This is a genomic window from Streptomyces sp. CNP082, assembly GCF_059570535.1.
The window spans coordinates 1-24,326 of record NZ_JCANSZ010000032.1 but is presented as its reverse complement, the minus strand read 5'-3'; the positions used below and the strand labels follow the sequence as shown (position 1 = coordinate 24,326).

Annotated in this window: 14 protein-coding genes; 6 read left to right on the top strand and 8 right to left on the bottom strand. The window is 74.8% G+C overall.

The genetic code is table 11. From position 1 onward, the window contains the following. Window positions 1-158: 158 nt before the first annotated feature. Complete coding sequence (locus B124_RS23610; RefSeq protein ID WP_496504938.1) at window positions 159-3,587, bottom strand: S8 family peptidase; 3,429 nt, start codon at window positions 3,585-3,587, stop codon at window positions 159-161. Between the two features lie 129 nt (window positions 3,588-3,716). On the opposite strand from B124_RS23610, the gene B124_RS23605 reads away from it, so the two are divergent. Beyond that, on the top strand, window positions 3,717-4,727 hold the full coding sequence (locus tag B124_RS23605) for a LuxR C-terminal-related transcriptional regulator (RefSeq protein WP_496504937.1): 1,011 nt from the start codon (window positions 3,717-3,719) through the stop codon (window positions 4,725-4,727). A 212-nt stretch (window positions 4,728-4,939) separates the two neighbouring features. Here the strand turns inward: B124_RS23605 and B124_RS23600 are convergent, their stop codons facing one another. Then, window positions 4,940-8,758 (bottom strand): S8 family serine peptidase, encoded by a 3,819-nt coding sequence (locus tag B124_RS23600; RefSeq protein ID WP_496504936.1) that lies wholly within the window; start codon window positions 8,756-8,758, stop codon window positions 4,940-4,942. Between the two features lie 142 nt (window positions 8,759-8,900). Further along, window positions 8,901-9,812, bottom strand: coding sequence for a LysR family transcriptional regulator (locus B124_RS23595; protein WP_496504935.1), 912 nt, complete (start codon window positions 9,810-9,812; stop codon window positions 8,901-8,903). Window positions 9,813-9,869: 57 nt separating this feature from the next. Here B124_RS23595 and B124_RS23590 point away from each other — a divergent pair, with 57 nt between their 5' ends. The 4 genes from B124_RS23590 (at window position 9,870) to B124_RS23575 (ending at window position 15,564) form a co-directional block, all read left to right on the top strand. Then, complete coding sequence (locus B124_RS23590) at window positions 9,870-10,799, top strand: EamA family transporter (protein WP_496504934.1); 930 nt, start codon at window positions 9,870-9,872, stop codon at window positions 10,797-10,799. Window positions 10,800-10,917: 118 nt separating this feature from the next. Further along, window positions 10,918-12,789 (top strand): WD40 repeat domain-containing serine/threonine protein kinase, encoded by a 1,872-nt coding sequence (locus tag B124_RS23585; protein WP_496504933.1) that lies wholly within the window; start codon window positions 10,918-10,920, stop codon window positions 12,787-12,789. A gap of 32 nt (window positions 12,790-12,821) precedes the next feature. Next, window positions 12,822-13,925, top strand: a complete 1,104-nt coding sequence (locus B124_RS23580; RefSeq protein WP_496504932.1) for an isoaspartyl peptidase/L-asparaginase family protein — start codon at window positions 12,822-12,824, stop codon at window positions 13,923-13,925. Window positions 13,926-14,052: 127 nt separating this feature from the next. Then, window positions 14,053-15,564: an arylsulfotransferase family protein gene (locus B124_RS23575; protein WP_496504931.1), complete on the top strand. Its 1,512-nt coding sequence runs from the start codon at window positions 14,053-14,055 to the stop codon at window positions 15,562-15,564. A 134-nt stretch (window positions 15,565-15,698) separates the two neighbouring features. On the opposite strand, the gene B124_RS23570 is transcribed toward B124_RS23575, so the two are convergent. The 3 genes from B124_RS23570 to B124_RS23560 all read right to left on the bottom strand — a co-directional run bounded on the left by B124_RS23570 (window position 15,699) and on the right by B124_RS23560 (window position 19,428). Next, the gene (locus B124_RS23570) at window positions 15,699-16,481 is read right to left on the bottom strand and encodes an FHA domain-containing protein (protein WP_496504930.1); all 783 of its coding nucleotides are present in this window, start codon (window positions 16,479-16,481) and stop codon (window positions 15,699-15,701) included. A 156-nt stretch (window positions 16,482-16,637) separates the two neighbouring features. Next, window positions 16,638-18,545, bottom strand: a complete 1,908-nt coding sequence (locus tag B124_RS23565) for a serine/threonine-protein kinase (protein ID WP_496504929.1) — start codon at window positions 18,543-18,545, stop codon at window positions 16,638-16,640. Window positions 18,546-18,657: 112 nt separating this feature from the next. Further along, a complete protein-coding gene (locus B124_RS23560) occupies window positions 18,658-19,428 on the bottom strand; it encodes an FHA domain-containing protein (protein WP_496504928.1) in 771 nt (256 codons plus the stop codon). Window positions 19,429-19,644: 216 nt separating this feature from the next. Between B124_RS23560 and B124_RS23555 the strand changes: the two genes are divergently transcribed. Then, window positions 19,645-21,021, top strand: coding sequence for an MGH1-like glycoside hydrolase domain-containing protein (locus B124_RS23555; protein WP_496504927.1), 1,377 nt, complete (start codon window positions 19,645-19,647; stop codon window positions 21,019-21,021). Between the two features lie 519 nt (window positions 21,022-21,540). Here the strand turns inward: B124_RS23555 and nhaA are convergent. After that, window positions 21,541-23,466 carry a Na+/H+ antiporter NhaA gene (gene nhaA, locus B124_RS23550; protein WP_496504926.1) on the bottom strand — a complete coding sequence of 642 codons (1,926 nt, stop codon included), beginning with the start codon at window positions 23,464-23,466 and terminating at the stop codon, window positions 21,541-21,543. A gap of 122 nt (window positions 23,467-23,588) precedes the next feature. Continuing rightward, window positions 23,589-24,326: FGGY family carbohydrate kinase (locus B124_RS23545; RefSeq protein ID WP_496504925.1), on the bottom strand; the 738-nt coding region annotated here is incomplete at its 5' end.

The window sequence follows — 24,326 nt, the reverse complement described above, 5'->3', positions numbered from 1 at the left end:
CGATCTGCATATTTACCAGATCGATCGACGTCCGCGACACCCCGCGGGATGAAATCCCGACGCCCCGCGGGGTATTGGTCGGATCTCTGAGGTGGGGGGTCGCTGCGCCCGCCGGTCACGCAGCGGCCCCCCGTCACCGTCGCCGCCCCCGGTGCGCCTCAGCGCACCGGGTAGGCGTCGACGATGGTCTGTTCGATGGCCCGGCCTTCCGCGGCCGACCCCTCGGCACGTACCGAGACGGCGTCGCCCGCGCGCAGCCGCACCCCGGGCGCGGCGGCCAGCACCGAGCCGTCCGGCATGTCCACGGCCAGCATGCGGTGCCAGCGCTCACCGGAGTCGGTGGACACCCACAGCCGCAGCCTGCCGTTCTCCTCGCGCCAGTCGGTCGGGCTGTCCGAGGACACCATCCCCGCGCCCATCACCAGCGGGACGCCGGCGCGCAGGGAGCCGTCGTCGCGGGTCGGCGGCCGGTAGTCCACGGCGAGCAGCCGCGGACGGGTGGTCGAGAAGCCGGGCGCGGGCCCCTGGGAGGGGAAGGTCCAACTGGTCTGGGTCCGGGTGCCGATCGGCAGCCGCGCGGTGTCGGGGGCCGAGGAGTGCTCCAGGCGGAACATCGCCGGCTCCGGCGGGACGTCGTAGTACGCACTCGCGGGCCCGCGGGGCTCCACCTCGGCACCGTCGCGGTACAGCCGCCGGCTCCCGGTGCCGAGCGCGTCGGGGGCCGCCGCCACACCGTGGTGCGTGCCGTCGCTCAGGTGCCGGTAGGGCAGCGAGATGCTGCCGTCGTAGTGGACGCCCGAGACCACCGCCGGCGCCGTGCCGCGGTACCACACGGGCGCGTGCTCCTCCCCGCGCCCGTACGCCGTCGTCGCCCCGCACAGCGTGGTGTCCGCCGCCGCCGGTGCCGCCACGCACTGCCGCCAGCTCACCCCGGGTCCTGCGGTGACCAGTTCGGTCCTGCGCAGCGGCACGTCCAGCGGCTCGCTCATCGAGTACGCGGCGGAGACCCGCGAGGAGTAGGCGGCCAGGGTCTCGGTGTACCGGTCGGGCCGGCCGAGCAGCGAGCGGTAGTCGGACGTCAGCCGGGCCAGGTCGCGCACCTCGGCGCGGGAGACCTCGTAGGCGGGCGGGTCGGAGACCGTGTCACCGCCGAGCACCAGCTCGTACGTGTCGGCCTCCCGGCTGCGCTCCGGGCCGGTCGCGTCCAGCCGCCAGCGGGTCTCGAACGCCACGGTGCCGCTTCGCACCGGCCCGGTCGGCTGGAGGAACACCCGGCCGTTCTCGACCTCTTCGCCGCCGACGTAGATGCCGTCGCCGATGCCGATGCCCTTTCTGGCGTCGCGCCGCTGGTAGTGGATGGAGACGTGCCCGACCCGGGTGTCTGCGCCCTCGACCTGCGCGGGGCGCAGCCGCTTCGCCTTGCGGGCGTCGATCGTGTACTCCATGTCGCCGTCGAGCGTCACCTCGGGCGAGCCGGCGAACGCGACCGTGGCCGGGGAGCCGTCGCGCGCCGGGGTCTCCACCTTCGCCATCAGGCTGAGCGATCCGGGCAGCATCCGCGCGCTGCCCTGCCCGTTCTCGTCCAGGCGCACGGTCTGGCTGCCGCCGCCGCTCTCCGGGCGGTAGTCGTCCATGTTGGCGACCACGACGGTGCCGCCCGCCCAGGGCTCGCCGCGGCGGTCGAGCACGGTCAGCCTGACGTCGTACCGGGGCGGTTCGAGGTAGGCGTTGAGCGGCAGGGTGACGGTGTCGCGGCCCTCGCGCCGCACCACGACGCCGCCGTGGTAGACGCGCGGCTGCGCCGCGGCGGGGTCGAGGGTCACGGTGATCTGCCGGGTCTCGCCGGGTGCCACGGTCACCTGGGCGGGGCTGAGCGTGACGAGGTCCGCGGGCGCCTCGTCGTCGTAGACGTCGCGGGCGTTGTCGGAGAGGTCCAGATGCTCGGGCCCGGTGCCGTTGTTGGTGACCGAAACGGCGACGGACTGCTGCTCGGCGCCCTCAGGGTAGCGCAGGTAGCCGAAGTCGACGTTGCCGCGGTCGAAGGCGAGGGTGTCGGAGACGGCGCCCGGCAGGTCCAGCATGCCGGCGCCGGCGACCTGCGACAGCGTCTTGTCGGGGTCCCCGTCCGCGGTGGTCATGAGCGTGGTCTTCACCCGCTCCCAGCTCCAGTCCGGGTGCTTCTGCAGCAGCAGCGCGGCGGCGCCGGCGACGTGCGGCGTGGCCTGCGAGGTGCCTTGCATCGTGGTGTACGGGGCGGCCGTGCCGCCGCCGGAGCGGGCGGCGGTGATCTCGGTACCGGGGGCCATGATGTCGGGCTTGGCCCGGAACGTACCGCGGGCAGGACCGACGCTGGAGAAGTGCGCCGGCCCTCCGGAGCGGAGTGCGGCGCCGACGGTCAGCGCACTGCCCGCGATGCCCGGCGACTCGATGGTGGCGCCGAACGGGCCGGAGTTGCCGGCCGCCACGACGAACAGGGTGCCGGTGTCCGCGGTGAGCGCGTCCAGCGCGAGGGCGACCGGGTCGTCTCCCTGACCCGCCTGCGCGCCGAGGCTGAGGTTCGCCACCTCGGCGCCCTGCCCGGTGGCCCACTCCATGCCGGCGATGACCCAGGACGCCTGCCCCCGGCCCTCGTCGTCCAGCACCCGGGCGTTCAGCAGCCGGGCGCCGTGGGCGACGCCGCGCCGGGCGCCGTCGGCCGCCGCGCCGGTGCCGGCGACGATCGAGGCGACGTGCGTGCCGTGGCCGTGGGGGTCGCCGGTGGTGCCGCTGCCGGTGAAGTCCTCGGCGGCGGCGACCTGTCCGCGCAGGTCGGGGTGGTCGGCGTCAATGCCGGAGTCGAGCACGGCGACGTCGACACCGGCGCCGCTCAGACCGCTCTCCCACGCCTCGAAGGCGCCGATCGCGCCGAGGTTCCAGTCGAGTTCCGCGGCCCGGACCTCGCGGTCGAGCCACACCTTCGTCACTCCGGCCGCGGCGCGGGGCCCGGCGGGTGCGGTCAGCCGCTCGGTGAAGCCGGCGGCGGCGTCCTTGGGCACCTCGACGGCGGTGGCGTCGATGCTGGGCAGCCCGCGGCTGCCGGCCGCCGCGTCCAGCGCGGCCAGCGGGCGGGGGCCCCGGACGATCAGCGGGACGGTGCCGGTGGCGGCGTCGTCGTAGTCCATCGCGGCGAGCGCGGTGACGTTGAACAGCTCGATGTCCAGGACCCGGGGCACCAGCGCGGCCACGTCGTCGGGGATGACGTAGACGTCGCCGCCCTGGTCGAGGGTCCTGAACGACGCGCTTCCGGCGGCGCCTTCCGCGGGCGCCACCGAGACGGTGGGACGGCCGTCGGTGACGGGGCCGAGGGTGACGGTGTCGCCGGTCACGAGCGTGACCTCGGTGCCCGGTGCGGCGCCGGCCGCGGCGCCGTCGCCCGGGCCGGCGGAGGCCCCTGGAGCCCCGGTGGCCGCGGTGGCGGATGCCGCGGGGTGTGACACTGGCGATTCCGGCAGCGCTGTGGCTATGGAGGGGACGGTGGCCAGCAACGACGCGAGGCAGCCGAGCACGGCGGCGCGGAGAGGCAGGTAACGCCGGGGCGAAGGATGCATGACTGGGGTTGTAACCCGCTGGTCCGGCGCAAGGAAGCGGTCTTCGTTGGCGACTTGTCGCCATGTCGGCAATTGGCCAGACCGGGCGTACGGCGGCGGAGACCCGTGCGGAAAGGAGCGTGAGAGACGGTGCTGGAGCCGGCAGGCGTCGGACCGACGGAGGAACAGGTGTACCGGCTGCTGGTCGGGCTGCACGGCGCGGACGCGAAGACCGTGGCCGGGGAGCTGGGTCTCGACCGGCGGCACACGGAGTCGCTGCTGACCTCGCTGCAGGAGAAGGGACTGGTCAGCGGCCCGGAGCAGCGCACGGGCGGCGCACGGCACTTCGTGCCCGTGGCGCCGGACGTGGCGTTCGGGCCGCGGCTGCTGCGCGGGCAGGAGGCACTGGAGCGGGCCAGGCGCGGGGTGACGGAGCTGGCCGAGGAGTTCCGGGCGGGCGGCCGGCGCCGCGACGCGCGGCAGCTCGTCGAGGTGGTCACGGGCGTGGCGGCGATCCGGCAGCAGATACGCGACCTCAACCACGGCGCGCGGCAGGAGGTGCTGGCGCTGTGCAAGGCGGGCCACGTGGCGATGCCCTCGGAGGACAACGACGAGGAGTTCGAGATGCTCGCGAAGGGCGTGCGCTACCGCGTGATCTACGAGCGCGCGCTGCTGGAGGAGCCCGGGATGCTGGGCAACGTCGCCCTCGGTGTCCGGGCGGGCGAGGCGGCGCGGGCGGCGAGCGCGCTGCCGGTGCGGCTGATGATCGCGGACGGGACGCTGGCACTGTGCCCCCTGGTGCCGAACGCGGACAGCAGGTTCGGCGAGCCGACGGTGGCGGTGGTACGCGGCAGCGCGCTGCTGGACGCGCTGATCGCGCTCTTCGAGAGCCAGTGGACGGCGGCCTCGCCGCTGCACGTGACCGGGGCGGGCGAGCTGGCCGGGCTCAGCCCCGGCGCGTCCGGGCCGGCGCTGGCGGAGGACGAGCGCTATCTGCTGTCCCTGGTGGTGGCGGGGCTGGCGGACAAGGCCATCGCGACGCAGCTCGGCATCAGCCAGCGCACGGTGCAGCGCCGGCTGCGGGACATGATGGGCCGGGTGGGTGCGGACACCCGGGCGCAGTTGGTGTGGCAGGCGGCCCGCCGCGACTGGCTGCCGTGACGGCGGCTGCGAGAGCGGCAGGCAGGACGGCCGGAGCGACGAGCGGGACGACCGCGGCGAGCGGCTGAGCGCGGCCCCGTCACCGTACGGGCGGCGCACGGTGACGTGTGCCCGTACGGCAGCAGCGCCCTGCCCGGAAACGTCCCGGCAGGGCGCCGCGCCCAGCACCGGTGCGGCCGGGTCGATCCGGCCGCACCGGCGGTTCACGGGTGTCACTTCAGCGCGTAGGCACGCTTCACCGTCTGCTCGACGCTGTTGCCGGCGTCGTCCCGCGCCTTCACGCGCAGCGAGACGAAGCCGCCCTCGTCACCCACCGGGGGGTGCTGCAGCCAGACGCGGTGGCCGCTGTCCCACCACGGGATCGCCACGGCGTCCTGCCAGGTGGCGCCGTCGTCGTAGGACGCGGACACCTCCATCCCCTTGATGCGCCGCCCGTCGATGCCGTCCTGGTGCCGCGCCGTGATCCCGATCGGCACGGGCCGCCCGCCGGGCGCCGCGCCATAGGCGTCGGTCGGCACGTCGTAGTCCAACTGCAGCAGCGGCAGCAGCTCCTGCTCACCGTCCGCCGGGCGGCCGGCCGCGAAGGACCAGCTGGTGCGCGTGCTCACCGAGGTGCGCCACTCCGGGGTGGTCCGGTCGACCGCGAGGTCGAGGCGGTACGTGCCCGTGCCGCCGCCACCCGCGGGGAACGCGCCCCACGCCGTGCGGCCCTCGGCCAGCTTCTCGCCGTCGCGGTACAGCTCCGCCGACGCCTTGTCCGCCGGCACGCTCCACTCGCCGCCGTCCAGGCGGCTGTAGTGCCCTTCCTGGGAGTCGGCGTACTCCGGGATGCGGATGGTGAGCTGGTCGCCCTCGCGGTACGAGGTCAGCCCCGCCACGCCGCGCGGGATCGCGGGCCGCACCACGGGCGCGAACCAGGTCTCCTCGGCCTGCTCGCCCGCGCGGTAGGTACGGGCCTCCTGGATCATGCCGCCCGCCAGGGGGTTCATGGTGTCCTGGGTGTAGCGGTGGTGGACGTTGTGGCGCCAGAGGGTGTCGCCGGCGCTCACGTACTCGGTGCGCTGGTGCGGGGTGGGCACGTGGCGCTGGTACTGGTTGATCGCCGTACCCATCCACGGCCGCCAGCCGAAGCGCTGCTCCTTCGTCCAGGGGTTGCCGCCGGAGTCGCGGTAACCGGTCTGGACGGTGGCCGTGTTCGAGCGGTCGACCCGGTGCACCACGTGCTGGGGCACCTGCTGCTGCGCCACCTGCATCACGTCGTACATGTACGGGCTCGCGGGCGTGCCGTGCAGTTCGACGGTCGCGCTGCCGCCGGCCAGCGCCGCGCGCAACTGCTGGCCCACGTCGTACCGGACCATCGCGCCCACCGCGGGCAGCCGGTCGCCGCCGGGCCGCCACACGCTCCAGCCGGCGGACCCCTCCGAGGAGATGACGATGACGTACTGCGCCCCGGCTGCGGCGGCGCGGCGGACCGCGTCCTCGTCCTGCGGGCTGTCGCCGTCGACCAGCACGGCGGCGCGGGAGAGATCGACGTCGCCGTCGGCGAGGGCCGCGAGCTCCGCCTCCGTGCCCGCGCCGGCGTCGACCAGCCGCAGCCGCCGGGTGCCGTCCAGGGCCGGGGAGCGGCCCATCAGCCGTACGGCCTCGATGTCCTGACGCCCCTGCAACCCGGTACCGCTGACGACACCCGTCAGCATCGGGGCCTCCAACTGCCAGCGGGAGGTGACCTCGAAGACGCCCTCACGGGCCTTGGCGGTCGGCGTCACGTACAGCTTGCGGCCGTCGACGCTGAACTCCATGTGGCCGTTGGAGATGGTGCGGCTGCCGAACTCGCGGTGGCTGTAGAAGCTCATGACGGCTTCCTGCACCGCCGGCTTCGGGGTCTCGATCTTCACCTCGTTGGCCTTGCGGGCGTCGAGGACGACCTCCAGGTCCCGGTCGACCGTGAGCTGCGGGTCGACGATGAGGCTGTCGACGCTGCCGCCCGGCACCTTGTCGGAGATCACCGCGTGCAGGAAGTACTCGCCCTTAGGCACCTCGAAGGTCCGCGACCCGCCCGTGGGGATGTAGGTGACGACATCGTAGCGGTCGTCCTCCCCCCAGAGCGTGACCGGGTTGACGAACGCGGGCCGGCCGGCGCGGTCGATGCCGCGCAGGGTGACCGTGCGCGTGGGTGCCTCGCGGACGGCGCCGATGGTGGTGTGGGCGACGCTCTCGCCGGTGGTGGCGGTGACGTACCCGCCGTAGCGGCCGGGGGCCAGCCCCTCCGGGTCGAGGGTGACGGGGACGGTCGCGGTGCCGCCCGCGGCGATCTCGACGGTGCCGCCGTCCGGCAGCCCGACGGCGTCGGCCGGGACCGGCTCGCCGCTGGAGGCCCGCAGGGAGGCGTCGAGTTGCAGGGTCACGGGCGCGTCGGAGGCGTTGGTGTACGTGATCTCGCGCCGCACCGGCTCGCCGCCCTCGTCGACGCTGCCGAAGCCGAGGGTGCCGGTGGCGTACACCTGCTGCGCGTCGGCGCGGGCGACGTCCACGCGCCCGCCGCCCTGCTCGTAGACCGTCAGGTCGTCGTGCCGCTGCGCGGTGCTGACCAGCGCGTCCTTGAGCTGCTGCGCGGTCCAGTCGGGGTGCCGCTGGGCGATCAGCGCGGCGGCGCCCGCGACGTGCGGCGCGGCCATGGAGGTGCCGGAGGCGGCGGTGTAGAGGTCGTCCACGGGCGCGCCCATGGCGGTGCCGGCTGCGCGGGCGGCGACGATGTCCACGCCGGGCGCGGTGATGTCGGGCTTGACCGCGAGGTCGCCGTGGCGCGGGCCGCGGCTGGAGAAGTCGGCCAGCGACTCGTCGCGGTCGACGGCGCCGACGGTGAGCGCGGCGTCGGCGGCCCCGGGCGAGCCGACGGTGGCCGAGCCCGGACCGGAGTTGCCGGCCGAGACGACGAAGAGCGTGCCGGTCTCGGCGGTGAGGCGGTTCACGCCGAGGCTCAGCGCGTCGGTGCCGTCGGTGGGCGCGTCGCTGCCGAGGCTCATGTTGACCACGTCGGCCCCGGTGCCCGCGGCCCACTCCATGCCGGCGAGCACCTGCGACTCGGAGCCGAAGCCGTCGTCGCCGAGGACCTTGCCGACCAGCAGCCGGGCGCCGGGCGCGACGCCCTTGCGGGAGCCGGCTGCGCCACCTGGGCCCGCGCCGGTGCCGGCGACGGTGGCCGCGACGTGCGTGCCGTGGCCGAAGGCGTCGCCGGTGGTGGGGCTGTCGGAGAAGTTGCGGGCCTCGTCGACCTTGCCCGCCAGGTCCGGGTGCTCGGCGTCGATGCCGGTGTCCAGCACGGCGACGGTGACGCCCGTGCCGTCGTTGCCGCCCTGCCAGACCTCGGGCGCGCCGATCTGCGGCACGCTGCGGTCCAGCGAGGCGCTGACCTTGTGGTCCAGCCAGATCCGCGCGATGCCGCCCGCGAGCTTCGGCTCGGCCGCCGCCCTGGCGTCCGCGCGGTCGTCGTCGACGGCCTCCCAGAGGCGGCCGGCCTCGTCCTTGCCGGCCTCGACGGCGCGCGCGTTCAGGCTCGGCAGCGCGGCGCCCGGCTTCACCCCGGGCAGGTCGACGGCGTCGGCGGTGCGGGCGCCCTTCGCGTACGACACGATCAGCGGGATCCGCCTGCTGCGCCCGTCGCCGTAGCCCTGCTCGACCAGTTCGGTGATGTTGAACAGGTCGCGGTCCACGGCGCCCGAACCCACGTACGGCACCGCGTCGGAGGGGATGACGTGCAGGTCGCCGTCGATCTCCACCTGCTCGAAGCTGCCGCCGTCACCGGCGCCGTCGCGTGGCGTCACGGTGGCGGCCTGCCGGCCGTCGGGGAAGCGCTCAAGCCGTACGCGGTCGCCGGTGACGAGCGTGACGACGCTGAGCGAGGAGCCGGCCGCCCCGGCCGCGACCGTCCCGCCGCCGGGTGGGGCGGCTGCGTGGGTCGCGGATGGCGCCAGCGTGACCAGGAGCGCGCCCGCGGTGGCGAGCGCCGGCAGCTTTATTCGTCTTAGATGCACGGGGGCAAGCTTTCGGCCCGTACGGGCCGCCTGTCACGATCTCTGCCGTGCCGGGCTTGCGACATGTCGCCTGTACGACAGCGGTGCGGGGCAGTCGCCGTCGGCCGGCGGCCGGTCGTGCGCTTCCGGCCCGCCTGCGCAGTCAGCGCCCCGGCGTCCGCCCTTTGGGCTTCGCCCGCAGCCCGCGCGGGCCGACGCGCTCCCGCTCCCGGTACAGCTCCGCGAGGAGCGCGACCGCGGCATGCGTGGCCGGGTGCGGGTCGTGGCGGCGCCAGAGGAGGTGCACCGCGACCGGCGGGGCGTCCCGCACGGGCCGGTAGACGATGCCGTCGCGGCGGTACTGCGCCACGGTGCTCTCCGGGGTGATCCCGACGCAGCGGCCGGTGGCGATGTCCGCAAGCCAGTCGTCGACGTCCCGGACGTATTCCACCGCCGGCCGCTCCGCCTCGGGCCACAGCTCCGCGGTGGTGGTGCCGGTGCGGCGGTCGACCAGCACGGTGCGTGCGCGGATGTCCGCCAGCGGCACGGTGCGGCGGCGGGCGAAGGGGTCGTCGGCGGCCATCGCGCAGTAGCGGCGCTCGTGGCCGACGACGGCGTGGGCGTAGCGCCGCTCGTCGACGTCGGTGCGCACGATGGCCAGGTCGCAGAGTCCCTCGGCGAGGCCGCCGGTGGCCGAGTTGGTGCGGATCAGGTGCAGTTCCACGTCCGGGTGGCGGTCGGCCCAGCGGCGCTGGAACTCCACAGTGTGCCGGCCGGCCGCCGACCAGGCGTGCCCGATGCGCAGCCGGGTGTGCCCGGTGGTGGCCTCGGCGACGAGGCCGTCCGCCTCGGCGAGCAGGTGCCGGGTGCGGGCGAGTACCTGGACGCCGGCGGTGGTCGGGGTGACGCTGCGGCTGGTTCGGTGGAGCAGCCGGACGCCGAGGATCCGCTCCAGCGATTGCAGGGTGCGCGAGACCGCGGCCTGGGAGACGCCGAGGTCGATGGCGGCGTCGGTGAAGCTGCCGGCGTCGACGACGGCGACCAGGCAGCGGAGGTGCCGCAGCTCCAGATCCATGACTCCAGCGTATAGAACGCGCGTCGCATGCATTTTGCGCATACGGGCCGGGGGCGCATGCTCCGTGCCATGACCGCCGACCCGCAGCCCGAGACAGCCGGCCGCCCGCGCACCGCCCGGTCCCCGGACGGCCGCCCCGCCGACTGCCCCACCGGCAGCCCTTCCAACCGCGGCGCCGGGGTCGCGTTGATGCTCGGCAGCGGGCTGTCGAACCAGACCGGCGCCGCCGTCGCCGCGCTGGCGTTCCCCGTCGTCGGCCCGGCCGGGGTGGTCGCCGTACGGCAGTGGGTGGCCGGCGCCGTGCTGCTGGCGGTGGGCCGGCCGCGGATGCGCGCGTTCACGCGCGAGCAGTGGTGGCCGGTGCTGGGGCTGGTCGCTGTGTTCGCGGTCATGAACCTCTCGCTGTACACCGCGATCGGGCGGATCGGCCTCGGCCTCGCGGTGACCCTGGAGTTCCTCGGCCCGCTGGCCGTGGCGCTCGCCACCGCCCGCCGTCGCACGGACCTGGCGTGCGCGCTGGCCGCCGGCGCGGCCGTCGTCGTCCTCACCCGCCCGCGGCCCGCCGCCGACTACGCGGGCATCGGGCTCGCCCTGCTCGCCGCCGTCTGCTGGGCGTGCTACATCCTGCTGGGCCGTACCGTGGGCCGCCGACTGCCCGGCGTCCAGGGCCCGGCGGCGGCAGCGGCCGTCTCCGCCCTCGCGTACGTCCCCGTGGGCGCCGTCGTCCTGGCCCACCGCCCGCCGACCGCCGCGGCCCTCGGCTGCGCCGTCGCCGCCGGCGTGCTGTCCTCCGCCGTGCCCTTCCTCGCCGACCTGCTCGCCCTGCGCCGCGTCCCGGCGCAGCTCTTCGGCACGTTCATGAGCGTCAACCCGGGGCTTGCGGCGCTCGTCGGCCTGGTCGTGCTGGACCAGCGCCCCGGCCTGTACGAGTGGGCGGCGATCGGCGTGATCGTCACCGCGAACGCCGTCGTCGTCGGCCGGCGCTGACGCCGCTGCCGCCGCCCTCCCCACGCCCCCGGCCCGCGCGGTGGCCCTCTGTCGCCGCCGCCGCGGGCCGCCCTACAATGCGTCGCTGACATCGGGCCGGTTCGCGCGAGGGGGCACCGTGCCGGACGAGATCCTCGCGGACCGCTACCGGCTCGTCCGGCGGCTCGGCGAAGGCGGCATGGGCGAGGTGTGGGAGGGCTACGACGAGACGCTGCAGCGCCCCGTCGCGGTCAAGCTGATCTCGGCGCTCGCAGGGGGCGGCAGCCGGGGCGACGAGTCCCGCGCCCGGTTCCTGCGCGAAGCGCGGCTGACCGCCAGGCTCCAGCACCCCGCCATCGTCACGCTCCACGACCTCGGCTCCGCGCGGGCCGCGGCGGGCGACACGCCGTTCCTGGTGATGGAACTGCTGTGCGGCGAGGGCCTGGACGCGGTGCTGCGCCGCGGGCCCGTGCCGCCGGCGGACGCGGCCCGCTGGGGTGCGGAGGTCTGCGGGGCGCTCGGTGCGGCGCACGCCGCCGGGGTACTGCACCGCGACGTCAAGCCGGCCAACCTCTTCCGCACGGACACCGGGGCGCTCAAGGTCCTCGACTTCGGGATCGCGCGGGCCGCCGACCCGTCGGCGGCGGCCGACCGGTTGACGCAGACCGGCTTCGTGGTGGGCACGCCGCAGTACATGGCGCCCGAGCAGGCCCGCGGGCAGGCGGTGCCGGCGAGCGACCTGTACGCGCTGGGCTGCGTGCTCTTCGAGATGCTCACCGGCCGGCTCCCGTTCGAGGGGACCGACGCGATGAGCCACCTCGCGGCACACCTGACGGAGCCGCCCCCGGCGCCCGGCTCCGTGGCCTCGGGGATTCCGCCGGGCTGGGACGACCTGGTGCTCACCCTGCTGCGGAAGGACCCCGGGGAGCGCTACGCCTCGCCCGCCGCCGTGGCCGAGGCGCTGGGCGCGTTGGCGGAGCCGGGCCGCCGCCCCGCCGGCCTGCCCGGCTACACCCCCACCGCCGTCGACACCGCCGCCCCGGCGGCGGCCGGGCCGGGCCCGCGCCCGTCCGGCGGCGCCCCGCGGGCCGCCGCCGCGGCGCCTCCGGAACCGTTCACCCCCGACCTGGTCACGGGCTTCACAGTGGAACGGCCCGTGCTCGGAGTGTCCTTCGCCCCGGACGGCGAGCGCCTCGCCCTCGTCCTCGCCAAAGGGATCCTGCTCGTGACGGACCTGACGGGGCGGGAACGGTTACGGATTCAGCTCTCCCGCCGGACGCTGTACGGCTTGCCTGCCGTCGCGGCGTTCAGCCCGGACGGCAGCCGGCTGGTGACGCTCACCACCGATGACTCCTTGCAATTCTGGGACGCCGCCACCGGCCGCCTACTGCAGCAGCTCGACCAGGCTCACCAGCAGGGTCCGTTGTCGTTCAGCCCCGACGGCAGCCTGCTCGCCCTCGCGGGCATGAACGACAAGGTCCGGCTGCGCGACGCCCGCACCGGCGAGACGGTCGCGGAGCCGGAGAAGCCGCCCACCCTGCACCGGCCCTTCTACGGCGCCATGTTCAGCCCGGACGGAGCCCGGGTGGCCGTCACGAGCATCGGCAGCGTCGTCCTGGTCCCGGTGCAGGGACAGGCACAGGAACCGCTGACGATCGCAATACGGCCGTCGAAGGCCGCCATCGACGCAGACTTCAGCCCGGACGGGACGATGCTCGTCACGGCCCAGATCACGGGCCATCCCCTTATCTGGGGCGCGAAGTCGGGCGAGCAGCTACGGCCGCTGCCGACGCTCAAGGGCGCGAGCCACGTGCGCTTCAACCCGGACAGCACCATGGTCGCCACCAGCGGGCGGGGCAACGTCGGTCAGGTGTGGGCCGCGGCCACCGGTGTGGAGCTGTTCCACATCTCGTACCGCAACAAGGTGTCCGTCCTGGCGTTCAGCCCGGACGGCAGGACACTCGTCAGCACCAGCCAGAGGCACGTACAGCTCTGGCGGCTCACCGGTTGACGTACGCACCAGCACCAGCGAAGGGGCGGCTCATGTTTCGCAGGACGTCGACGCTCGCGCGCACCGCGCTGCTCGCCGCGGCGGTCGTGATCACCCCCGTCACCGCTCTCGGCGCGGCAGCCGCGCCGCAGCAGGGCCCGGCCGCGGACCGGGCGCCGGCCACCCGCACCGCCCAGGATCCGCGGGATTCCGGCGACCCCAACACCAGCGAGCGGGCGCGCGACGTCGTCTTCGCCATCCACGGCGGCGCCGGCACCCTGACGCGCGAGGACATGACGCCCGAGCTGGAGCGGGAGTACCGCGCCAAGCTCACCGAGGCGGTACGCACCGGCCAGGGGGCGCTGGCGGACGGGGAGTCCAGCGTCGCGGCCGTCGAGGCGGCGATCAGCGTGCTGGAGGACTCGCCGCTGTTCAACGCCGGCAAGGGCGCGGTGTTCACCACCGACGCGGAGAACGAGCTGGATGCATCCGTCATGGACGGTGCGACCCTCGACACCGGCGCGGTCACCGGCGTGACCCACGTGAAGAACCCGGTCTCCCTGGCGCGGGAGATGATGGAGCACTCCCGGCACGTGCTGATGAGCGGCGAGGGTGCGGAACGCTTCGCGCAGCACCGCGGCATGGACCTGGTGACGCAGGACTACTTCTTCACGGAGCGGCGCTGGGAGTCCCTGATGGCCGCCAAGGGCGGCGAGTCGGACTTCGACTTCGGCGAGACCGGCACGGTCGGCGCCGTGGGCATCGACGGCAACGGCGACCTGGCCGCCGGCACGTCGACGGGCGGGCTGACCAACAAGCCGGTCGGCCGCGTCGGCGACTCGCCGATCGTCGGTGCGGGCACGTACGCGAAGAACGGCAACATCGCCGCGTCCGCGACCGGCACCGGCGAGCTGTTCATCCGCGAGGCCGTCACGCACACCATCTCCGCGCAGGTCGAGTACCTGGGCCGGTCGGTGTCCCAGGCGGCCGGGGCGGCGATCGACAGGACCGAGGCGCTCGGCGGCGACGACACCGGCGGGGTGATCGCGCTGGACTCCCGGAAGAACCTCGCCTTCACCTTCAACACCTCGGGCATGTACCGCGGTTACGCCACCGCCGACGGCGAGATCGTGGTCAAGATCTTCGCCGACGAGTGACGGCCGGGGCGGCGGGGGCTTGTCTCCCGCCGCCCGCTGCACCAGCCTGGTGCCCGCTCTACCGGCCGCGCCCGGCCCCCGCGACGTGCCGGACAGCCGAACACCCCCCACCGTCAAGGAGATTCCCGTGCGTCAGGGCAAGCACCCCATACCGCACGCTCACCCCCGTCCCCGTCCGCGGCTGCTACGGGCCCGGGTGCTCGGCGCCGCCACGGCGCTCTGCGTTCCCGTCACCCTCGCCGGCGGCGCGGCCTCCTCGCCCGCGGCCCCTGCTCCGGCCCCGGCTCCGCCTGAGTCGGCCGCCGCGCCGGACGGCGCCGTCCCGCCGTTCACCGGCACGCCGTCGCGCCCGGACGCCGCCGCGCCGCCCGCGCTCACCACGACCACCACCGGCCGCGAGGACGACGGGGTCCTCCTGACCACCCCCGCCCCGGTCGGCGGCGACCTCGCGGGCGCGGCGATCTACGACAACGACGGCCGGCTGGTGTGGTGGAAGGAGGGCCCGTACATGAACCTGGAGCCCGTCACCTTCCGCGGCGAACCGGCGCTGAGCGTGTACGACAACACCGACATCGGCGGCGAGTACCTCCTGCTGGACTCCTCCTACCAGGAGATCGCGTCGTACCGGATGAACGGCAGCTTCACCGACAGCCACGAGTTCGAGATCAGCCCCGACGGCTCTCGCGTGCTGCTGCTCGGCTTCTCCTTCGTCACCCGCGACCTGACCGCGTACGGCGGGAAGCCCGACGCGCAGGTCATCGACGCCGTGATCCAGGAGCAGAACGCCGCCACCGGCGAGGTGCTGTTCCAGTGGAGCGCGCTGGACCACATCCCGCTGACGGAGTCTCAGGAACCCCTCACCGAGGCGCTGGTGGATCCCGTGCACGCCAACTCCCTGGCGTACGACACGGACGGCGACCTGCTCATGAGCGCCCGGCACACCAGCACGGTCTACAAGATCGACCGGGAGTCGGGCGCCGTGCGCTGGCGCCTGGGCGGCGCGGCGAGCGACTTCGCCTTCGCCGGCACCGCGCAGCGGCCCAGCTACCAGCACGACGCCCGGCGGCTGCCGGACGGGCGGCTCATGCTCTTCGACAACGGCAACAAGAGCAACCCGCAGCGCTCCCGCGGCGCCGTCTACGAGTTGGACGAAGAGGCGATGACCGCGCGGCTCGCCGAGGACGTGCAGACCCCCGAGCCGGTGTTCACGCTCTTCGCGGGCTCCGCACAGCGGACGGACAACGGCAACGTCCTCCTCGGCTACGGCAGTGCGGGGACGATGGCGGAGTTCGCCGGCGGGGAGCCGGTGTTCACGGGCACGTTCCCGCAGGGCACGTACAGCTACCGGGCGATACGCACGGACTGGACGGGCACGCCCGCCACCCGGCCCGCGGTCGAGTGGCGCGATCCGGGGACGGTGGCGATGAGCTGGAACGGCGCGACGGAGGTCGACGCCTGGCGGATCGAGACGGGCCAGTCGCGCCGGTCGCTGACGGCGGCGGACACGGTCGCGAAGAGCGGCTTCGTGACAACGGCCGAGGTCGCGGCGGAGGGCACCGAGGTGGTCCGCGTCAGCGCACTGGACGCGGACGGAGAGGTGCTGGCGAGCCGGACGGTGGCCGCGGACGGTACGGGCTGACGGCGGCGGGCCCGTACGGACGGCAGGCGCCGGTCCGTACGGGCCGCGGCCGTCGTCTGGACCCTGACGCCGTCGGTCCTGACGCCGTCGGTCCTGACGCCGTCGGTCCTGACGCCGTCGGTCCTGGACTCCCGTCAGCCCTCGACGCCGTCCAGCAGCCCCAGGTCCGGCGGCACCAGGGCCGTCGCCGCCACCAGGTCCGTCAGCAGCCGGTGGTCCGGCGTGCAGCCCTGCTGCTCCGGCGCCGCCTCGTCCCGCAGCGCGGCCAGATACGCCCGGTCGCGCGCCAGCCGGCGGCGTACGTCCTCCACCCGCAGCGCGACCTCCGCCGCGCCCCACCGCTCCCCCGGGCGCAGGAACGCCAGCACCTCCGCCGCCTGCCGGTACGGCAGCGGGCGCGGGTCCGGCTCGTGGCGCAGGTAGCGCTGCCCCAGCACCACCAGCACCAGCCGCTCGTCGTCCGACAGCGCCCACGCCGCCGGCAGCGGGCCGCTGAGCGGGCCGCCGCCCGGACGCACCGGTTCCCGCCGGACCACGTACAGCTCCACCAGGTGCTCGCGGAAGCCGGATCCCTTGACGAACACCGGCGTGTACCCCGCGGCCAGGGGCAGGCGTTCGGGGCCCGGCGGCAGCAGCCGGCCGCGCGGCAGCCGCAGCGCCTGCTGCCCGGTGTTGCGCAGCGTCCAGCCGCCCTCCAGACACGTCAGCTCGCCGTGCCGCCGGCTCACGCCGTGATCGCGCCGGCCGACGTACAACTCGACGTCCCCGCCGTGGCCGTGTCCGCCCCGCCCGCGGCCGAACCGGACGGTCAGCCCCGGCAGCGGCGCCGCCTCGACGGCGTCGCTGTCGGAGCGCGCGTGCAGTGTGCCCGGCTGCGCGGGCGTCACGCCGCGGGCCAGGCTGTCGCGCCCGCTCATACCCGCCGCCCTCGGATACGGTCCATAGCAGGTCCCCTCGGCCGCGGCCGGCTGCTGCCGGCTGCCCCACCGTGCTCCCTGCCTCCGGGGACCCCTCCCCGCCGCCGGTCACAAGCCTGTACGGGCCGTGCGGACCGCGGGCGCGGACCGTGCGCCTCAGGTCTTCGGCAGTCGCCCCGCGGCGGTCTCGGCGAGTTGCGTGGCCATCCCGCACAGCGCGTCGGTCGGCTCGTCGTCGCCTTCGAGCGCGAGGTAGAGCAGTTCGACGGCCTTCTGGCCGTTCTCGTCGGGGTACTCGCGGTACTCGACCCGTACCGTGCAGGTGTCCTCGCCGTCGTACTCCGGCGAGACGACCGCGTCGCGGCCCGCGAACCGGGTCACCGTGCCGTCCTCGCCGGAGAGCGGCTGGTCCCGGTCGAAGCGCAACTGGACCTCTATGTCGCGGGTGGTGCTGTACCAGTCGCAGTCCCAGTTGCCGAAGCCCACGTCGGGGTCGTCGGCGTCCACGCCGGGGACGACCTCCAGTGCCCGTGCGTCGAGCAGCCGGCAGGCGTCCAGCCACAGCAGCGACACCTCCTGCGCCGGCGGGTCGCGGCGCGGGACGGTGCGCTGCTCGGCGCGGGCTTTGCCCAGGGTCTCGCTGGCGGTCCTGGCGGCGATGTCGGCCATGTCGCACAGGGTGTCGATGCCGCCGGAGAACCGGGCGTCGCCGCCGTCGACGTAGATCCAGATGCTGACGTCGCGGTCCGCCTCGTCCGGCAGGACGAGGCCCCGCGCGCACTCGTCGCCCTCCTGCGGCTCCTCGATGACGCCGATGCCGTCGACGGTACGCGCGGGGGCCGGCGACTCGGGCGCGGGCCCGGAGTCGAACTGGACCTGGACGTCGATGTGTTCGCCGTCCTCGCCCTGCGGGTAGACCAGGACGTCGCAGCGGTCGAAGTTGCCGTAGTCGCGGTCGCGTTCCGCGCTCCGGCCGAACCGGGTGAACTCGCCGGGGTCGGTCAGCGCACACGGGTCCATGGTGCGCGGGTCGCCGATGACGGAGCCGGCGCGCGGCTTCCCACCGCCCGCGGTACCGCCCGGCTCGTCGCGGTCGTCGCCGGGGGCGAGCCACCAGAACCAGGCGCCGGCCAGCGCCGCGGCCGTCACCAGCGCCGTGCCGGCGGCGGCGGTCGCCCGCGGGTAGCGGCGCGGCGCGGCGAGCGCGGTAACGGGGCGGGCCAGCCGCCGCACCCGGCCGCGCTGCCCGGCCGCTTGAAGAAGCAGCCGGCGCGCCTCGGCCGCGTCGGGCCGCCGCTCGGGCCGGCGCCGGAGCATCGCTTCGAGCGGCTCGTTGAGCGGCCCGGTGTCGCGCTCGCGGCGCAGCACGCCCTGGCTCACCTTCCACTCGCGCAGGGTGGCCTCGTCCTCCGCACCGGCCCGGGAGCCGTCGTCCTCGCGGCCGACCTCGTCGTGGGGCACGCCGGTGACGGTCTTGTAGAGCATCGCCGCGAGGGAGTACACGTCCGAGCGGGGCACGGGCGAGCCGCCCGCGACCTCGGGGGCGGCGTAGTCGGGGGTGTAACTGAGCGGGCGCTCCGGTGAGATGGTCTCGTTGCTGCCGGTGCGCTGGGCGGAGTCGAAGTCGGTGAGCTTGGGCGTGCCGTCGTCGGTGATGACGACGTTGGCGGGCTTGACGTCGCAGTGCACGACGCCGTTGGCGTGCAGCGCCCCCAGCGCCGACGCGATCTGCGCGCCGATCCGCGCCGCCTTCTCGGGCGCCATCCTGGGCTGCTTGTCCAGGCTGCCGCCGCTGACGTGCTCCATCACCAGCCAGCAGCCGGCGTCCTGGCCGCTTTCGATGAACTCCACGCCGTAGAGCGTGACCACGTGCGGGTGGGTGGCCTTGGCCTGGGCGCGGGCGACGCCGAGCAGCCGCGGGCGCTCGCCGATGGCACCGCCGCGTTTGAGCACGACTCTGCGGCCCAGTTGCTGGTCCTCGGCGAGCCACACCTCGCCGCGGCCCTCGTCGACGATCTGCCCCTCGAGCCGGTAGCGGTCGCCGACAAGCTGCCCCTCGCGCACCGCGCCTCCTTTCGCCCGTCTGCAGGGCGAAACCTAGCGGGTGCACGCGGCGCCGGCACGGCGTCTTCGCGACTTGGCCGCCGCAGCCGCGCCGAAGGGCCGAAAAGGGCTCTCAGCTCGAGAAATAGTCGTCCAGGAGTTCGAGATCGGGCGGCACCAGGGTCGTGGATTCCACCAGTCCGCGCAGCAGGTTGTGCTTCAGGACGCTGTCGCTCGGACCGCCGCCGTCGTCGCCCCGGGTCACCTGGTACGGGAAGCCGCCGCGCGCCAGCCGCCGGCGCACGTCCTCGACCCGGTGCTCGACGACGCGCTTGGTCCACGCGTCGCCGCCGGGCAGGAAGGCCAGCAGCTCGGCCGCCTGCCGGTACGACAGCGGGTGCGGATCCGACTCGTACTGCAGGTACTGCTGTCCGAGGACGACGAGCACCAGCCGCTCGTCGTCGCTGAGCGCCCAGCGCTTGGGCGGCAGTGTCTCGGCGCGGTGCCGCGGCACCCGGCCGGCGTCGCCGTCGTCCGTGACGTACAGCTCGACGAGGTGCTCGCGGTGCCCCGAGCCCTTGACGAACAGCGGTGTGTAGCCGGGGGCGAGGGGGACCGGCTCGGTGGTCAGATGCATGAGCCGGCCGCGGGGCAGCCGGACGAGCTGCTGCCCGGTGTTCCGCAGCCACCAGGTGCTGCGCTGGTACGACAGCTCGCCGTGCCGGCGGCTGACGCGCAGGTCGTCCTCGCCGACGCACAGGTCGACCTCGTCCTTGTCGCGCCCGAAGCTCACGACCCGCGAGGCACCCGGCGGCACCCGGATGCCCCCGGCGACGCTGCGGGCGTGCAGGGTGCCGGGGGGCGACGGCGCGGCACCGCGCGCCAGACTCTCTCGCAGGGGCATCGCCGGCCTCCGGTGCTCGTAACGGTACGTGCCCCACCAGTGTCCCGCGAAGTCCGGGGACCGGTCCCCGAAGTCGCGTGACCGGCGGACCGGCTTTCGCGTGGAGAGGGCGCAGCACACCTCCACTTCTTCGTGTCGACAGGACATAAGTCTGGGATATGTTCGGCGCACGTCGTTCACCGCCGCCCTCCCCCAGCCCCCACCGGAGCACCCACCGTGGAACGCACCGCCCAGTCCACCGCCTGCCGGGGTACGCGGCAGGCCGCCGCGGCGGTGCTGCTCGGCAACTGGACGGGGTCCTTCACCGTGCCGTCGCGCACGCTCTACCCGCACCAGTGGAGCTGGGACTCGGCGTTCACCGCCATCGGGCTGCGGCACCTGTCGCCGCTGCGCGCGCAGCGCGAGCTGGAGACGCTGCTCGGCGCGCAGTGGGGCGACGGCCGTATCCCGCACATCGTCTTCAACCCGGCCGTCCCGCCCGCCGCGTACTTCCCGGGGCCGGACTTCTGGCGCTCCGCGGGCTCAGAGGCAGGCGCCGCCGGTGGTACGGGCGCGGGCGCGCGTGCCGGTGCCCCGGCGCACGCCCAGACCTCCGGCATCGTGCAGCCGCCGGTGCACGCGCTCGCCGCGCTGCTGGTGCACCGGGCGGACCCGGCGGCCTCCGCGCGCCGCGGGTTCCTGGCGCGCGTCTACCCGCGGCTGCGCGCCTGGCACCGCTACCTCACCGCGGACCGCGACCTCGGCGGCGCCGGCCTGGCCGCGATCGTCCACCCCTGGGAGTCCGGGATGGACAACAGCCCCTGCTGGGACGGCCCGCTGGCCCGGATCGAACCGGCCCCGGCGGCGTCCTTCCGCCGGGCGGATCTCGACCACGGCGATCCGGCGGACCGGCCCACCGACCTGGACTACGGGCGGTACGTGCGGCTCGCCGCCGACTACCGGGACGCGGGCTACGCGGACGCGGCGGTGCGGCACGGCTTCGCCGTCGAGGACCCGTGCGTGAACGCGCTGCTGATCGCCTCGGAGGAAGCGATGGCCGAGATCGCGGCGGAGCCGGGGGCGGCGAGGACCGCGGGGGCCGACCCGGGGGTGCACCGGCAGCGGGCCGGGCGGCTGACCCAGGCGCTGGTGGCCCGGCTCTGGGACGCCGAGGCGGGCATCTTCCGCAGCCGCGACCTGCGCGCCGGCCGGCTGATCGCGGAGTACGGCGTCGCCGGGCTGACCCCGCTGCTCGCCGCCGGCCTGCCGCCGGCGGTGGCGCAAACGCTGCGGGACACCCTGGCGGGCGAGCACTTCCGCCTCGGGGAGCTGCCGCTGGTCGCGTCGTACGACCTGAAGGGCCGGGCGTTCGACCGCACCCGGTACTGGCGCGGCCCGGCGTGGTTCAACACCGCCTGGCTGCTGGAGCGCGGCCTGCGCCGGCACGGGGCGGCGGGCACGGCGGACGCGCTGCGCCGGGCGGTGGTCGAGAAGGCGCGGGCGTCGGGCTTCGCGGAGTACGTGGACCCGCTGACGGGGGCGGGGCGGGGGGCGCGGGGCTTCAGTTGGACGGCGGCGCTGGCGCTGGACCTGGCGTCGTCCCGCGAGGCGTAGCCGGGGCGGGGCGGGGACGGGGCGGGGACGAGAGCGCGGTGAGACGGACGCGTCCTGCCCGCCCGCCCCGGCACGTTCGCGGCAACCGCACCGGGCGGCGGCTGTTCGCCGGGCCGGGCGGTGCGGACGCCGGCGGCCGGTCGGCGGCCGTCCCGCCCGCTGCCGTACCATCACGGGAGTTGCCCGCCGCGTGACGAGGCCGTCACCGTCGGGCAGTGCGCCGAGGTCTCCACACTGCCCGGGGGCCCCGGCCACCGCCGGGGCGCACGGCCGGCGGCTGGGGCAGATGCTGGCCGATTACGCACGCAGCGATCATCCGGCGCCCGTAACGTAATCCCCACGCCTGCGCCCCGCGGGCGTGGGCGGCAGCCACGCCGCCGGTGCTGCTCACCGCAGTCTCCGGGGGCGGCGGAACCTGACGCCCGCCGCCCCCGGTCCCCCGCCTCCGCAACCCTTCTCCGGTCCGGGCACGCTGCCGGTCACCGGTGCTTCGCCGAGGCGCTCAGCACGCGGCGGCGGTCACGCCCTCTCGTTCCCGTCGTCGTTCTCGGCCTCGGCGTCGGACTCGGCCAGCATCGCCCGCGCCCGCGCCGCCTTCACCGCGGCCGACAGACTGCCGATGTCGTACGCGCCGTGGTGGCGGCGTCCGTTGATGAAGAACGTCGGCGTGCCCGCGACGCCGCTGAGATCCGCGGACTCCATGTCCTGGGTGACCCGGCCCGCGCCGCTTCCGGCCGTCAGCGACAGGCGGAACCGCTCGACGTCGAGCCCCAGGTCCGCCGCGTGCTCCATGAGGTCCCCCGGCATCAGCCGGTCCTGCCTGGCGAGCAGCCGGTCGTGCATGGGCCAGAACGCGTCCTGCTCGGCCGCCGCCTCCGCGGCCTGGGCGGCGAGCTGGGCACGCGGGTGGACGTCGGTGAGCGGCAGGTGGCGCCAGACGTAGCGGATGTCGCCGAAGCCGGCGAGGAGTTCGCGTACGACGGGCTCGGCCCTGCCGCAGTACGGGCACTCGAAGTCGCCGTACTCGACGACCGTGACGGGAGACTCCAGCGGGCCGCGGATGTGGTCACGCTCGGGGTCCACGGGGACGGCGAGGTCGACGATGACGGGCGCGGTGCCCAGGAGCGCGCGGATGCGCCGCGGCTGCGGCAGCCGGGCCGTGACGAAGGCGACGAGCGCGGTGACGGCGCCCGAGCAGACCACGGCGGCGAGGATGCCGATCTTCGCCTGCGCGAGCTGCTCGCCGTCGAACGCCTTCGTGGCGATGAGCAGTGCGACGGTGAAGCCGACGCCGGCGACGGTGCCGCCGCCGGCGACGGCGGCCCAGCCGACCGGCGGGCGCATCCGGTCACCGCCCAGGCGCGCCGTGAGCGCGGTGGCGCCGATGATGCCGACCGGCTTGCCCACCACGTACGCCACCAGGATGCCCAGCGTCACGGAGGAGGTGAACGCCCCCGACAGCAGCTCGCCGTCGATTTCCATACCGCTGTTGGCCAGGGCGAACACCGGCACGATCAGATAGCTGCTCCACGGGTGGTACATCCGCTGCATCCGCTCGTTCGGGGAGATCGCCGAGGCGATGCCCCGCCGCGCTTCCCGCTCCAACTGCGGGGTGGGCTGCTCCCGGAACGAGCGGAACAGCCCGGTGGCCCGCTCCAGCTCGCTGCGCGGCGCGGGATAGGCGTACGTGGCCAGCCCGATGACCAGCCCGACGACGACCGGGTCGATGCCGGACTCCACGAACGCGACCCACATCGCGACGCCGAGCAGCGCGTAGACCGGGCCGCGGCGGCTGCCGGCGCTGCGGAGGATCAGGATGACCGCGAAGAACGCGATGCCGGCCAGCAGCGCCGGCCAGGTCACGGAGTCGCTGTAGACGACGACGATGACGGCCAGGGCGACGAAGTCGTCGACGACGGTGAGGGTGAGGATGAAGGTGTGCAGCCGCCGCGGGAACCGCTTGCCGAGCAGCGCCAGCACGCCGAGCGCGAAGGCGGTGTCGGTGGACATCGCCACGCCCCAGCCGGAGGCGGCGGAGTCACCGGCGTTGATGCCCAGGTAGACGAGCACCGGTACGAGCATGGCGACGACGCCGACGACGAACGGCAGCGTCATCCGGTGCCGCTCGCGCAGCTCCCCCATGTCGAACTCGCGCCGTGCCTCCAACCCGACGACCAGGAAGAACAGCGACATCAACCCGGCGTTGACCCACTCCCGCAGGTCCATGCCCAGGCTGCGGGCGCCCAGTTCGACGGACAGGTGGGTGTGCCAGAAGTCGGCATAGCTGCCGGGGGCGGCGTTGGCCCAGACGAGCGCGGCGACGGCCCCGGCGACGAGGATGGCGGCGCTGCCGGTCTCGGTGCGGATGAACGTCCACCGGGCCGAGGTGGTCGGGCTGTTGCATACCGTCCGGTCGGCGGGCGGCGCGGCGTCCTGCTGCGGCATGCTCGGTCTCTCTCGTCTCGCGGAGCGTGGTCGACGCGAGGACGTGGGGGCGCCGCCGTGGCCCGATGGTACGCGGCGCGCGCCCGCTGCCGGAGCACGGCGCTCCGGCACGGGCGCCGAGGTCAGTGCCGGTCCGCGCTCGGGACGTCCTGGGTCCAGCCCATGGTGCGCCGGACTGCTTTGAGCCAGTCCTTGTATTCGCGTTCGCGGGTTTCTTCGTCCATGCGGGGGGTCCATTCGGCGGCGCGGCGCCAGTTGGCGCGCAGGGCGTCGGTGTCGGGCCAGTAGCCGACGGCGAGTCCGGCGGCGTAGGCGGCGCCCAGGCAGGTGGTTTCGGCGACGAGGGGGCGGACGACGGGGGCGGCCAGGACGTCGGAGAGGGTTTGCATGAGGAGGTTGTTGGCGGTCATGCCGCCGTCGACTTTCAGGGCGGCGAGTTCGACGCCGGAGTCTTTGGTCATGGCGTCGACGATTTCGCGGGTCTGCCAGGCGGTGGCTTCCAGGACGGCGCGGGCGAGGTGGGCTTTGGTGACGTAGCGGGTCAGGCCGGCGATGACGCCGCGGGCGTCGTCGCGCCAGTAGGGGGCGAACAGGCCGGAGAAGGCGGGGACGAAGTAGGCGCCGCCGTTGTCTTCGACGCTCAGGGCGAGGGTTTCGATCTCGGCGGCGGTGGAGATGATGCCCATCTGGTCGCGCATCCACTGNACCAGGGCGCCGGTGATGGCGATGGAGCCTTCCAGGGCGTAGACGGCGGGCTGGTCGCCGATGCGGTAGCCGACGGTGGTGATGAGCCCGTTTTCGGAGTGGACGGGTTCTTCGGCGGTGTTCATCAGCAGGAAGGTGCCGGTGCCGTAGGTGGA

Bases quoted from the DNA above. Each gene is read 5' to 3' on its own strand.
- B124_RS23610 (WP_496504938.1), bottom strand. From the start codon at position 3,587: ATGCATCCTTCGCCCCGGCGTTACCTGCCTCTCCGCGCCGCCGTGCTC.
- B124_RS23595 (WP_496504935.1), bottom strand. From the start codon at position 9,812: ATGGATCTGGAGCTGCGGCACCTCCGCTGCCTGGTCGCCGTCGTCGAC.
- B124_RS23590 (WP_496504934.1), top strand. From the start codon at position 9,870: ATGCTCCGTGCCATGACCGCCGACCCGCAGCCCGAGACAGCCGGCCGC.
- B124_RS23580 (WP_496504932.1), top strand. From the start codon at position 12,822: ATGTTTCGCAGGACGTCGACGCTCGCGCGCACCGCGCTGCTCGCCGCG.
- B124_RS23570 (WP_496504930.1), bottom strand. From the start codon at position 16,481: ATGAGCGGGCGCGACAGCCTGGCCCGCGGCGTGACGCCCGCGCAGCCG.
- B124_RS23560 (WP_496504928.1), bottom strand. From the start codon at position 19,428: ATGCCCCTGCGAGAGAGTCTGGCGCGCGGTGCCGCGCCGTCGCCCCCC.
- nhaA (WP_496504926.1), bottom strand. From the start codon at position 23,466: ATGCCGCAGCAGGACGCCGCGCCGCCCGCCGACCGGACGGTATGCAAC.